Here is a 12,520-nt window from a genome sequence, read left to right on the forward strand (position 1 = left end):
GCCCCGCACAAAGAAGGTGAAGGCCCCCGCGCCCGCGCCCTTCCACCCGGGGACGCCCACGGGCGAATTCGTGGAGGCCGCCTGGCGTTATTTGGAGGACGACGAGAAGACGCGCACGCGCTTCACCCATGCCTTCGAAAACCGGCAGGACGCGCTGCTGGGCGCGCTTGACGCGGCGGCGCTCACGGACGAAGGATATGGCGTCGCCCGCCACCTGCTCCTCGAGCTGTACGCCATGCTGGAGCTGGGCTGGCCGCCGGGACTCACGTCCATCAAGCCGGCGGTGCTGGAGGCGGACACGGATGCCCCGCCAGTGCCTCAGCCGCTGAAGGACTACGCGGACGAGGCGCTCTTCGAGGCGGAGCAGGACGAGGAGCAGCCCCTGTCCTCCCAGGAACTGGAGGTGGTGCGGCGCCTCGTCCATCGCGGACTGGCGGCGCTGTGGGGCGCTCGCAAGGAGAGATGAAGGATGGCCAAGGACAGGGACGACAACGGCGGCGGCGGCTTCTCCGGCAAGCGCAACAAGAGCTGGCGCGAAATCGACGCGGGGCGCGGCAAGGGCAGCAAGTACGCCTCCCGCCAGGACGACCCCGCGCAGCAGAAGCTGGAGCGCAGCGCGAGCTACCAGAAGTACAAGGCCGCCGCGGACGCGCTCTTCACCGGCGGCGAGCTGCCGGAGGGGCTGGCGAAGACGTTCGACCCCGAGGGCAAGCGCAAGGCCCAGAAGCAGGCCATGCAGAAGGTCACCGAATCGGAGACGCGCGCCGACTGGGTGAAGGCCGTGGTGGACTACCTGGAGAAGTACCCGGAGCTGCCCGAGGATGCGTACTTCCTCGACAGCCTGCTGGACCACCCGCGCGAGCGCATCGTCGACAAGGCGCTGGCGAAGCTGGAAGTGCTCGGGGAGGAAGGCAAGCTGAAGACCAAGGTGCCGCAGAGCCTGGACCAGCGCCTGAAGTCCGTCGAGCTGACGAGCATGGACCCAGACATGCAGGGCCGCGCCAAGGCGCTGCGCGAGAAGCTGCGCGCCTGAGCTTCAGCGCACGACGGCGGCGGGCCCAGGTGGCGGCGGTGGCACGCTTCGCCCGCCTCGGTACACCAGCACCACGGCCCGCTGATTCCCCTCGCCCGGCTCGTGCACCACGCGCAGCTCCTCGCCCGTGCGCACGTAGAAGGACGTCTCCCCTTCCTCCAGCCTCCAGCCCGCGCGCGTGAGCGCCTGGGCGTAGAAGGCGTCCACGGCCTCGCCAGACAATGGGACGTGGAAGGCGAGCGTGCGTGAGCTCTCGCTGTTGACGCGCAGCACCTGACTGGCCTGGGGCGGCATGGGCGCGAAGTCCCCCGCCGCCGCCGGGTCCCTGCGCAGGGCGTGATTGGCCTCACCGAGGTACATCATCGTGGTGCGGTCCGGCTGCGGCTGGAAGATGACGGTGTAGGTGATGCCCCGGTGGCCGTCGATGGCGGTGAGCATCACCGCGCCGCTGGCGAGCTGCGGCTGCTCGTGGCCCGGTGGCAGGTGCAGGCCCGCCTGGATGAAGGCGTCCGCGAAGCGCTGCACCAGGGCATCCATCCGCTCCTTGGCGTGCACGGCGCGCAGCGCGACAGGGATGCCCCCTGCCTCGACGATTTCGTTCGACTCGACGGTGTCGATGACCTGCACGCGGGGCCAGGCGAAGCGCGGCCGCGCGGGAGCCTCGGGCTGCGCCGGGGACGCGGCGGGTGCCTTGCCCGCCGGGCCCTGTGCGGCCACGGGTGCCTTCGCCGCCGTGCCCTGGGCCACCACCGGCGCCGCGCCGAGCAGGCACGCCGTGACGAGCAGCCCCCGGCGCCACGTCACCGCGGCACCCCGAGCCAGTGGTTCGCGCGGCCCACCTTGTACGAGCGGATGTTGGGCGCGTCGAAGGGCGTCACCTCCCAGCGCGTCTGGCCGCCGGCGTGCGTGGAGCCGAGGTTCTCCTCGTAGTTGTCCTCCTCGCCGCGGAAGCTCATGAAGAACTGGTCCTCGTTGACGCCGGCCGCGCCGGTGATTGCCGCGAGCATGGAGCCGGCGTTCCCCCCCGCACCGTTGGCCCGGTACACGCGCTGCGCCCACTCGTAGTAGTCCGGGTTGGCGCACCGGCGCGCGCCGTTGACGTTGAGCGCGCAGGCCCGGCCCTCCTCCACGCCGCCCAGCCCCCAGTCATCCAGCAGCATGCCGAAGCGCGCCGTGCAGCGGCCGCCCGAGGCGCGCCCGGCGGCGCACACCGTGAAGGCATCAGCGGCCCGGCGCTGGGACACCTTGAAGAACCCCTCCCGGCCATTCTCCAGATAGCGGCCAATCCGGACGCCGCGAATGCTCGAGGACGCGGTGCACCCCATGCCCTGCGTCCCCATGGCGATGGTGCCGGCCAGGTCCGGGTCGGCGTCCGCCATGGAGAGGCCGCGCACGGTGCCCGGCAGCTCCGGGCGGCAATCCACCTGGATGGGCTGCGCGCGGGCAATGGCCTGCTGGACGGCCACGCCCGTGCGGCCCATGCGCTGACGTCCGTCGAAGTCCGCGTAGCGGCCATTGGCCTCCGCCTCGGCGGCGAGCACCGTGCCCCGTCGGCCCCACTCGTTGTCCTGCGGGTCGTGCATCACCCGACCGGTGGCGTTCCACATCGCGAAGTTGGCGGCCTCCTGCACCTTGAGCGTCAGCGCGCCCACTTCGGCGAAGTAGATGCCGAACAGCAGGATGGTGACGAACACCATCACCCCCAGCGCCGTCTCCACCAGCGACTGGCCTCGTGCATGGCGAACCCGCATGTCAGTAGCCCCTGTCGCCGGGGCCACCGCCCCGGTAGCCCACGGAGTGCAGCTCTCGCAGCGCCCGCGCGTGCCCGGAGAAGCCAGCGGCGGACAGGCTGTCCGCGGGCCGGTCATCCCGGGCGCCCTCCGCGCTCACCAGCGTGGCGCGCCAGAAGGGGTTGAGGAAGTTGGGAGGCTCGCGCCAGCCGCCGCCCTGCGCCGCGGGCCGGGGCCGGTGGTAGTAGACCATGCCGGCGGAGAGGGCCACCTGGTTGCGGTGCACGTCCTCGCGGCCCGTGGGGCGGATGCGGCCCAGCGGGCTGCTGTTGTCGAACTCTGTTTCGGTCCCCGCGAAGCGGAAGCGGAAGAAGAGGTTCCACGGGTCCGGGCGGGCCCGGCGCTCCGCGCTCGCGTAGTCCCGGTACAGCATGCTGTACAGCTTGGGCTGGCCGTAGTGGTTGGACGCGCCCGCGTGCAGTTCGTCCACGTTGTAGCCAACGGAGTAGGGCCAGATGCCGGGGCACACCACGCACGCGCCCAGCGTGTGCGTCTCGTAGGTTGGCTTGCCGTCCTCCGGCGCCTGGCCCGGGGGCATGCGCGCGCCGTAGACGTGCTGGTCCTCGTGCGTCTGCTCCTCGTCGGACATCACCCACGCATCCGTCGCGATGGGCGGAAGCGTCGGAGCTCGGGTGCAGCGCGTGGGGATGACGACGCGCCCGTGGTCATGCGCCGTCGAGTTGCGGCCCGACACGGTGTCGTACGTCGCGGGGTCCATCTGCGACACCGAGCCGTAGCGGCGAAAGCTGGTGGAGATGGCGGCGCCGCCGGTGCCGAAACCGGCGGTGCCTCCCGGACGGTTGTGGACCCACGTCCACCCCATGCTCCCCATGGTGGCGTTGAGCGCGGGGGTGCCGCCGCCCGAAGGGCAGAGCGCGCCGTCCCCCACGCCGCAGCCATAGGTGCCCGCCTTGATGGACTGGATGACGGCATCGCGCTCGGGGACGTCGTTGCCACCATTGAGCTCGGAGAAGCTCTTGGCCGCGCCAGCGGACGGCGCGCGGAGCTCCGGGTTGACCGCCTGCGCGACACGCCGGGTGAGTTCCTGCTCCGCGATGTGCTCGCTCAGGAGCTTGCCGTAGATGTTGAGCCCGGCCTGGAACAGGTTGCCGGCCCGCCCCTGGAGCTGCTGCACCTGCACGGCGGCGGCCGCGTCCGCGGCGAACCACACCGGCGGCGGGATGGAGCCGGGGCAGGCCACGTCGTGCGCCGCGTATTCCTGGCTGCTGTGGCTGATGAGCGACTGGGTGCCGGCCATGGCCACCATGTGCGCCACCTGGGCGCGGTTCATCACCGCGATGGCGTTGAAGGCGCGCGCCGTGGCCACCGCCTGGCTGTAGGCGGCCGCGTCGGCGGCCATCTGGATTTCGACGCGCTCCTTGGCGCGCATGCCGAAGCCCAGCGTCATCAGCACCATCAACGTCAGCAGCAGCAGCGTCAGCGCGAACAGCACCAGCGCCTGACCTCGCCGCGAGTGCCTCACGAGCCGTGGAGATTGCACGCGGGACCTCCCATGAAGTACTCGGACATGACGGGCGTCATCATTCGCATGGCCGCGTTGACCTGGATGGGGAACACGAAGTGTCCCTGGTCGCTCCAGCGCACCATGCGCGTGCCCAAATCACCGCCGGGCCAGCCGTCGCGCCCCAGCGTGGCGCTCGTCTCACCCCACCACGCGGAGCGGCGCTGCACCGGCATCAGCGGGTTGGCCGCCGTGTAGCGCCGGAGCCGGAAGTGGGCCAGCAGCATGCGGCTCATCACCCAGTTCGCGAAGGGGACGCGCATGTAGTACCAGGCCACCATGCGTATCTCCAACGTGCGGGCTCGCAGCGCCGCCGCGTTGTCCGTGGGCTGATCAAAGAGCAGGTCCTCGCCCCCCGTCAGCTCCTGCGCCCAGCCGGCATCCGGCGACTCCCGGACGATTTCAATCAACGGCTCGTTGAAGTCGCGCCCGTAGGAGTTGCGCACCCGGAATTGGTTGTGACGGCGGGGGGAAAAGGCCGCCGCCAGGGTTGCCGAGCTGTCCGTGCGCGCCACCGTGGGCAGCATGGTCACCAGCGCCGCGTGCATCATCGGCAGGCAGTTGCCGTGGTTGATGCTACCCGCGCGCACCGCCCGGTATGCCGCCACCTGCGCCAGGATGCGGGCCTGAAGCATCATGAAGAGCTGCAGTGTCCCCAGGACAAGGAACACCACCAGCGGAAGGGTCAGCGCCGCTTCCACCGCGGCCTGTCCCGACTGACGTCGTGTGCGTGGGGTGCCTCGGTGGATCATACGAGCCTCCACCATCCTATTTCTCGTTGATTGAGGAATCGGTCAAATGGCCCGTTGTCCTGAAGACGCGCGATTTCACTAGGAGAACAAAACCAGCAATTCTTGAAGTCCCAGCAATACGGCGCAGCGCGTCAACAAGCGGACCTTGGGCGAGGCGCCTTCAGCGGTTGAGGACGAAGCCGCAGGCGGAGTCGAGCACCACCTTGGCACCTGCCAGGGCGTCCAGCAGCCGGGCGTAGTGGGTGCGCTCCGCGTCCAGTTGCGCCTCCACGGCCTCGGTGGAGAGGCCCTGGTGCCCCAGGGACAGGCGCAGGCGGGCCACGGCGGCGTCGCGCTCGGCTTCAATGGCCTTGCGCGCCCGGGTGGCCAGCTTCGCCAGCTCCGCCTCGGCGGCCTTCTGGCCCACGGGCACCGCCGCGTCCACGAAGTCCGCGAAGCCGGGGAAGGCAAGCGACACCTCGTCACCCTTGAGCGACTTCCCTTCCTTCTCCAGCGCGGGCAGCAGCGTGGGGTCGGACTTGGGCTTGCCGCCCGCATCCACCACCGCGACGTGCACCAACGTGCGCTCCAGGAAGCGCGCCAGTTGGCGGCTGGGCACGCGGGCTCCCGGGGACGTGTCCTCCGGCTCCGGCAGCTGGACGTGGAAGAGCAGCTCCACGCCGCGTCCCTTCTGGGGTCCACGCCGCTCGATGAAGCGGAAGGCGCTGCGCCCGTAGGGGCCGTCACGCAGGAAGCCGAAGAGCGCCTCCACCAGCGGGTGGCCGGTGGCGAAGTACTCCAGCTCCTCCGCCTCCACCGCGGTGTCGCGCCAGAAGGTGCCCAGCTGCGTGCGGTCCTCCATCACGTCGATACCCGGCAGTCCGTCCACCTTCAGCGCGTGGCCGAACTGGAAGGCCACCTGGAAAGCCTCCACCTGCTCGTCGGTGTCCACGCCGATGCCCACCCGGCGCGCCAGCTCCGTCACCGTCTCCTCCAGCCGCTCGTCCAGGTCGCGCGCGATGCCCCACAGGCCATCCTCCACGCTGGACGCCTCCGCCTCGCCGTCCTCGTCCTCCTCGTCGGCCTCGATGCCCATGCGCTCCTGGGCACGCTTCACCAGGCGCTCCACCGCGGGCCGGTCGAAGCTGCGCACGTCCAGGAGCGGGTCATAGGCGCGCTTCACCTGCGCGCGCGCCGCCTCCACGCGGGCCTTCAGCTCCTGCGCGTAGGCCATGCGGGCCTCGCGCGGCATCAGCGCCAGCTCGGCGAGCCGCGCCTCCACCTCTTCCAGCACCGCGTCCAGGCCGCCCACCGTCTCGCCGAAGACGCCCACGGCGTCCGCCAGCAGCATCAGCACGTCGGAGGCCAGCGTGCCCGCCGGGTCGAAGACGTGAATCTCCACCGGGTGCGTCTGGCCAATGCGGTCCAGCCGGCCAATGCGCTGCTCCACCGTGGCCGGGCTCCAAGGCAGGTCGTAGTGCACCAGGTGATGCGCGAACTGGAAGTTGCGGCCCTCGCCGCCCACCTCCGTGCACAACAGCACCTTGGGCCCTTCCGGGTCACGGAAGCGCGCCACCTGCCGGTCGCGCTCCACCAGGGGCAAGTCACCGTGGTAGCCCAGCGCCTCCACGCCCTCGCGGCCCAGCTCGGACTGGAGCGCGTCCAGCGTGTCGCGGCTCTCCGTGAAGACGAGCACCTTCGCCGCCGGCTCCGACTTCCAGACGCCGCGCAGCACGCCCAGGAAGGCGCTGAACTTCGCGTCGCGCGACGGCAGCCGCAGCGCGTCCGCGTGGCCCTTGAACACGGGGTTGGCGCGCACCGCGCCCGCGAAGGCCGCGGGGCTGGACTCCAGCCGGCGCAGCACGTTGCCCAGCGGCGCGCCGCGCAGGCTGGCCCCGGCGAGCACCGCCAGCGCGGCGTCGCGGACCTTCAGCTCCTCGGCGGGCAGCGTCACCGGGTGGCGGTGCAGCCGGCGCGTGGAGAAGCCGCCCACCACCGCGCGGCGGTTGCGCACCAGCCGGTCACTGAGGCTGTACGTCTCCGACAGGTGTTGCAGCAGCGCGTCCCGGTCCTTCAGCGAGGACAGCTTCGCGTCCTCGGGGAAGCGCTTCGCCAGCGCCTGCACCGCGGCGGACGGCTTGCCGCCCTCCATCAGCGCGCGCACCGCGGCCGACAGCTCCTCCTGACGCTTGAGGCGCTCCTCGAAGCCCGCGACGGAGGGCGCCGTGGCCGCGTCGATGAGGGTGAGCAGGCCGTGGTACTCCGCCGGGTCCAACTGCATGGGCGTGGCGGTGAGCAGCAACAGGCCCCACGTGTTCTTCGCCAGCACCTGCGCGGCCTCGAAGGCGCGCTCGCCCTTGAGGTGGTGCGCCTCGTCGATGATGACCAAATCCCAGAAGGCGTCCTCACCGGCCAGCGCGCGGCGGTGCTCCTCGCTGCGCTGGAGCATCTCCAGGCTGGTCACCACCAGCGGGAAGCGCGCCCAGGGGGACACCTCCGGCGCTTCCTTCAGGGACTGCGCGTAGCGGTCCGAATCCATCAGCGTGAAGAGCTGGTTGAACTTGTGGAACAGCTCCACCAGCCACTGCACGGTGAGGTGGCTGGGCGCCACCACCAGACAGCGGCGCGCCAGTCCGGACAGGCGCAGCGCGCTGAACACCATGCCCGCCTCAATCGTCTTGCCCAGGCCCACCTCGTCCGCCAGCACGAAGCGCGGACGGCTGGCGGACAACACGCGCTGCACCACGCCCACCTGGTGCGGCTTCACCATGATGCGGCTGGCCAGCAGCGCGCCCAGCGCGTCGCAACGGCGCTCGTCGTCCAGCACCAGCGCCTGCTTGCGCAGCGTGAAGGCCCGCGCCTCGCCCACGCGGCCCTCGCGCAGGGTGGACAGCAGGTCGGAGCGGGGCGGCAGCGCACGCAGCGAGGACTCAGGGAGCTCGTCCTCCTCGTCGTTTTCCACGTAGCGCAGCACGTAGCGGCGCAGGCCGCGCGCCCCCGGCTCCTCGCGCACCACCAGCGCCAGGCGGCCCTTGTAGGTGATGACCGGCTCGCCTGGAGGCAACGGGTACTGCACCAGGGCTCCACCCTTGGTGGACACCAGCACCGGGGCGTCTTCCCGAGCGGGAAAGGCGACGAGCGCCTTGGCGCCCTCCTCCTGCAGCGACAACAGATGCCCCACACCCCATTCGGGCTGCGGGAGGTAACGGACCTTCGAACCTTCGACTAGAGACATGGAGCGTCCGCTCATAACCCCCTGTCCGGACGAAGGCCATTCCATGACGGCTTCCCGTGACGGCCATTCGTCGGACGAAGCGCCCTCCGGAGGCCCGCACCGCACCGCCCGAGCGCCCCTGGGGTGGACCCACCCCGTCCACCAGGACGATGTCTTCCAGCAGGCAGTCTGGGTGATGCTTTCCTCACCGACGGCACGCCCGGAAGGATGCCTTGGGGGGGAGTCACCACATGATGCGCCGTTGGACGTTCGCCCAGCGAGTGAGCGCCGGCCTGTCCGCCTGCCTGTTCGCCGGGTTGCTGCTGCTCGCGACGCTGCTGTCCGCCGTCTACGCGCAAGCCAGCATGCCCCCGGGCCACGGCGCCCAGCCCCAGGCCGTCCTGGCGGGGCTGCTGGGTCTGGCCTGCGTGGCGGCGCTGGGCTTCGTGCTCCACCGCGCGCTGGCGCCGCTGCATGCGCGCCACCAATCCAGCGAGCAGCACCTGCAGCTCCTCATGGACGGGGTGACGGACTATGCGCTGTGCTTCCTGGACCAGCACGGCCGGGTGACGGCGTGGAACGCGGGCGCCGAGCGCCTCACGGGCTGGTCCGAGGTGGAGCTCGCCGGACGCGACGCGGACCGCATCTACCCGGTGGACGAGGTGGCCGCGGGCGTACCCCGCGCGCACCGTGAGCGGGCCGCGCGCGAGGGGCGCCTGCTGGCGGAGGGCTGGCGGGTGCGCCGCGACGGCAGCCGCTTCTGGGCGGAGACGCTGCTCACCGCGCTGTACGACGCGCACGGGCGCCTGCGCGGCTTCGTGAAGGTGACACGCGACATCACCGAGCGCCGCCGGATGGAGCGGGCCCAGGCGCTCTTCGCGGAAGCCGGCCGCGTGCTCCAGCCGCTGTCGGGCGCGCGCGAAGTGGGCGAGGCCCTCACCCGGCTGTGCGTGCCCGAGGTGGCCGACGCCTGCATCCTCTTCCTCTCCTCCGAGGACGGCACGGTGCGTCCGCACGCGGTGGCCTGCGAGGACATCGCCGCCACCCACCGCATGTGGGAGCCGCTGCTGCGCTGTCCGGAGGATGACGAGGTGGGCCCCTCCCGCGTGGTGCGCACGGGCCGCAGCGAGCTGCTCCCGGAGCTGGACGGCGCCCGACTCCCGCCGGCGCTGGAAGGCAGCGCACACGGCGAGCTGCTGTGCGCGCTGGGCGTGACGTCCGCCCTCACGGTGCCGCTGGCGGTGGGCTCCCGCGTGCTGGGCGCGCTGTGCCTGCTGTCCACCGGCACGCACCGCCGCTTCGGCCAGGTGGACCGGGCCTTCATGGAGGAGCTGGCGGCGCGCGCCGCGCTCGCGCTCGACAACGCCCGGCTGCTGGGGCAGGCGCAGGACGCGCTGGAGCTCATCGGCATCGCCGCGCATGACCTGGGCAACCCACTCAGCTCGCTCCAGCTACGGCTGCGGCGCCTGTCCATGCAGAGCGCCGGCACCTCCGACACGCGGCTGCGCGACGGCCTGGCCGGAGCCGAGGGCGAAACGCGGCGCCTGGGCCGGCTGGTGCACAACCTCCTGGACCTGTCCCGCCTGTCAGCGGGCCGCATGGTGCTGGACACGGAGCCGCTGGACCTGGCGCACCTGGTGCGCGAGGTGGTGGAGCGCCACCGCGACCAGGCCAGCGCCGCGGGCTGCGCCCTCAGCATCCGCGTGGAGGAAGGCGCCACCGGCCAGTGGGACCGGCAGCGCCTGGACCGCGTCGTCACCAACCTGCTGAGCAACGCCCTCAAGTTCGGCCGCGGCCACCCCGTGGAGCTTCGCGTCCAGGCCGACACCCGCTGCGTCCGCCTGGCCATCCGGGACGGCGGCATCGGCATTGGCGTGGAAGCACAGCAGCGCCTGTTCCGCCGATTTCAGCGCGTCCATGCCGGCGGGCAGCACCCCGGCACCGGCCTGGGGCTCTACATCGTCCGCCAGCTCGTCGAGGCCCACGGGGGCACCATTCACGTCCAGAGCCGAACCGGGGAAGGTTCGGAATTCACGATTGAGCTTCCACGCAGGACAAACAAGGAATCCTGCTCAGTGAATGAAGTGCAGGTATGACCTTGTGGGTGAGGCAGCCCTGCGGGGCAGGCATTCATCTCCTTGAAAACACAGCAGGTTTGACCCCAGGCGGATTGTTTTCCCAGAAGTTGAACAAATCTGTTCGTTGCAGATAATCTTCGTACGGCTAAAAAGACCTGAACCGGGGAAACCCGGAAACGGGAGAGGCCCGGCCCACACCGCCCCACAGGCGACGGGTAACACGGCCCACTGGCCCCAGACGCCATGGCGGCGTCGGCTTTTACACGTACGAGGAGTTGCACCATGGGTGGACTTGGAGCCCCCCGGGCCCTGCTCGCGTCGCTCGCAGGGCTGATGCTCGCCTGCGGCGGACAGGACACCCCGGACGCAGCCTCGCTGGACACGCAGGCGCCGGACGCGGTCTCGCTGGAGACACGCGCACTGGAGACACGCTCGCTGGACACGGGGTCCGCGGAGAAGACGCTGCTGGACGCGGATCCCCAGTCGCTGCTCGGTGGCTGGCCCTGGCCCGGCAACAAGACGCCCGCGGTGGCGCTGGCGCTCGAGGTGAAGAACGGCGTGGGACAGCCGCTGCGCGTGCGCGAGGGCTCCACCTTCTTCATCAACCAGATTGATATCCGCACCTTCGTCACGTCCACCAAGGACGAGGGCCTGCGCAACCTCATCGCCCAGAGCGACTTCGGCGGCCTGGGCTGGTGGGGCGTGCGTCAGGTGGACCAGGAGTCCATCGGCGCCCCGGGGCCCTACACCCGCCGCCGCTTCTTCCGGAACGCGGCGTGGATGGACCTGCCCAGCCACTTCATCGTGGAGCCGGTGGACTCGCGCGGCCGGCTCACCGGCGTCCCCATCCTGCTCAACGCGGGCACCGAGCATCAGCGCCGTGCGGGCATGGATGACTTCTTCATCCGCCGCTTCCGCGGCATCCAGACGGCCTCCGGCTGCGCCACGCCCGACGACTGCTCGGCCTCCACCCAGTTCGAGGAAGAGGCCATCCTGGAGCTGCGCAACGCGTACGAGCACGCCCAGCGTCAGACGCTCACGCTGCGCTCCGACACCCGCACGCTGCGCCTGCGCTGGAGCCTGCGTCCGGCCGCGCCCTACGAAATCCCGGTCGAGCAGGTGCGCGACGCGCGCTACACCTACGGCTTCCGCATTGGCGTGGAGGCCCTCACCCCGCCTCGCCCGGACGGCACCTATGCCCCCGGCACGGAAATCAGCTTCCAGCTCACCCTGCGGGACGGTGCGGGCAACCGGCTCCACGACAAGGGATACCTGCCGCCCTACAACGAAGTGGCCCCCGACGGCACCGAATCCGGGCTGCAGTACTACCGGGCCTTCTTCGACGCGACGACCACCTACTACCGGCGCAAGCACCGCGAGCGGATGCTGATGACGCAAATCATCGGGCCGGCGCAGAACATCCAGCCCATCCGCTCCATCGTCGCGCTGGAGGCGTTCCTGGACCCCGAAGTGGACGAGCAGGTGGTCGCCACGCCCGAGCGCGACGGCGTCTTCTCACAGTTCGCCACCCTGCCCTTCGCCAACGTCCTCTTCGGCGGCGCGTTCATCGACCCGAACCTCTGGAACCAACCCAACACGGACACCTGGCAGTTCAAGCTGCCGGACAACGCAGCCCCCGGCACCTACCTGGTGACGGTGAAGGGCCGCCGCGTGTACCTGGGCGAGGACCTCCCCGGGTCGACGACCATTGAAATCCAGGTGGGGACCCCGCAGCGCACCCAGCCCAAGCACACCACCGGCCCCTGCACCTCCTGCCACAGCAAGGGCGGTGAGCTGGGCGTGGTGCTGCACGCCAACGACAACCGCGCCGCGTGCGCCGGGTGCCACGCCCCGCTCGCCTTCGAGCTGGAGGGCCCCATCTTCGTGCGCACCCACTTCATCCACTCGCGGTCCAACCGCTTTGACGCACCGCTCCAACAGTGCTCGTCATGCCACCTGACGAAGGAGAGCATCCAGCGCACCAGCAAGGCCGCCTGCCTGTCCTGCCATAAGAGCTATCCTGACAGTCACGTGGCACAATTCGGCCCCATCGAGAGCATGTATGTGGGGGGCGGCGCCGAGTCTTTCCAGCAGTGCACCGGCGCCTGTCATACTCGGCACCCCGGCAGCGGCCTCTAACCCCCGCTCGCGC

At 70.8% G+C, this 12,520-nt stretch carries 8 protein-coding genes and 1 pseudogene; 4 read left to right on the forward strand and 5 right to left on the reverse strand.

Going from position 1 to position 12,520, the window contains the following annotated elements; translation table 11 throughout:
* Positions 1–466: pseudogene (locus FL344_RS24565) on the forward strand (hypothetical protein); the annotation flags it as partial.
* 3 nt (positions 467–469) lie between these two features.
* Entirely contained in the window at positions 470–1,033 is a 564-nt protein-coding gene (locus tag FL344_RS24570; protein WP_090485852.1) for a hypothetical protein, read from the forward strand.
* Between the two features lie 3 nt (positions 1,034–1,036).
* On the opposite strand, the gene FL344_RS24575 is transcribed toward FL344_RS24570, so the two are convergent.
* The 5 genes from FL344_RS24575 to FL344_RS24595 all read right to left on the reverse strand — a co-directional run bounded on the left by FL344_RS24575 (position 1,037) and on the right by FL344_RS24595 (position 8,311).
* Complete coding sequence (locus FL344_RS24575) at positions 1,037–1,837, reverse strand: hypothetical protein (RefSeq protein ID WP_141620228.1); 801 nt, start codon at positions 1,835–1,837, stop codon at positions 1,037–1,039.
* Positions 1,834–2,784 carry a hypothetical protein gene (locus FL344_RS24580; RefSeq protein WP_194858560.1) on the reverse strand — a complete coding sequence of 317 codons (951 nt, stop codon included), beginning with the start codon at positions 2,782–2,784 and terminating at the stop codon, positions 1,834–1,836. Before FL344_RS24580 ends, FL344_RS24575 begins: the two co-directional genes overlap by 4 nt.
* 1 nt (position 2,785) lies before the next feature.
* A complete protein-coding gene (locus tag FL344_RS24585) occupies positions 2,786–4,324 on the reverse strand; it encodes a pilus assembly protein (RefSeq protein ID WP_141620229.1) in 1,539 nt (512 codons plus the stop codon).
* A complete protein-coding gene (locus FL344_RS24590; protein ID WP_090485864.1) occupies positions 4,303–5,112 on the reverse strand; it encodes a TadE/TadG family type IV pilus assembly protein in 810 nt (269 codons plus the stop codon). Before FL344_RS24590 ends, FL344_RS24585 begins: the two co-directional genes overlap by 22 nt.
* A 145-nt stretch (positions 5,113–5,257) precedes the next feature.
* On the reverse strand, positions 5,258–8,311 hold the full coding sequence (locus tag FL344_RS24595) for a helicase-related protein (protein WP_194863236.1): 3,054 nt from the start codon (positions 8,309–8,311) through the stop codon (positions 5,258–5,260).
* Between the two features lie 230 nt (positions 8,312–8,541).
* On the opposite strand from FL344_RS24595, the gene FL344_RS24600 reads away from it, so the two are divergent.
* Complete coding sequence (locus FL344_RS24600) at positions 8,542–10,386, forward strand: ATP-binding protein (RefSeq protein ID WP_141620231.1); 1,845 nt, start codon at positions 8,542–8,544, stop codon at positions 10,384–10,386.
* A 225-nt stretch (positions 10,387–10,611) separates the two neighbouring features.
* Complete coding sequence (locus FL344_RS24605) at positions 10,612–12,507, forward strand: cytochrome C (RefSeq protein ID WP_141620232.1); 1,896 nt, start codon at positions 10,612–10,614, stop codon at positions 12,505–12,507.
* Positions 12,508–12,520: the final 13 nt, after the last annotated feature.

Origin of the sequence: Myxococcus sp. AB036A, from assembly GCF_006547355.1 — a bacterium.
In the GTDB taxonomy this organism is placed as follows: Bacteria; Myxococcota; Myxococcia; order Myxococcales; family Myxococcaceae; genus Myxococcus; species Myxococcus virescens.

Bases quoted from the DNA above. Each gene is read 5' to 3' on its own strand.
- FL344_RS24600 (WP_141620231.1), top strand. From the start codon at position 8,542: ATGATGCGCCGTTGGACGTTCGCCCAGCGAGTGAGCGCCGGCCTGTCC.
- FL344_RS24580 (WP_194858560.1), bottom strand. From the start codon at position 2,784: ATGCGGGTTCGCCATGCACGAGGCCAGTCGCTGGTGGAGACGGCGCTG.
- FL344_RS24605 (WP_141620232.1), top strand. From the start codon at position 10,612: ATGGCGGCGTCGGCTTTTACACGTACGAGGAGTTGCACCATGGGTGGA.
- FL344_RS24590 (WP_090485864.1), bottom strand. From the start codon at position 5,112: ATGGTGGAGGCTCGTATGATCCACCGAGGCACCCCACGCACACGACGT.
- FL344_RS24595 (WP_194863236.1), bottom strand. From the start codon at position 8,311: ATGTCTCTAGTCGAAGGTTCGAAGGTCCGTTACCTCCCGCAGCCCGAA.
- FL344_RS24570 (WP_090485852.1), top strand. From the start codon at position 470: ATGGCCAAGGACAGGGACGACAACGGCGGCGGCGGCTTCTCCGGCAAG.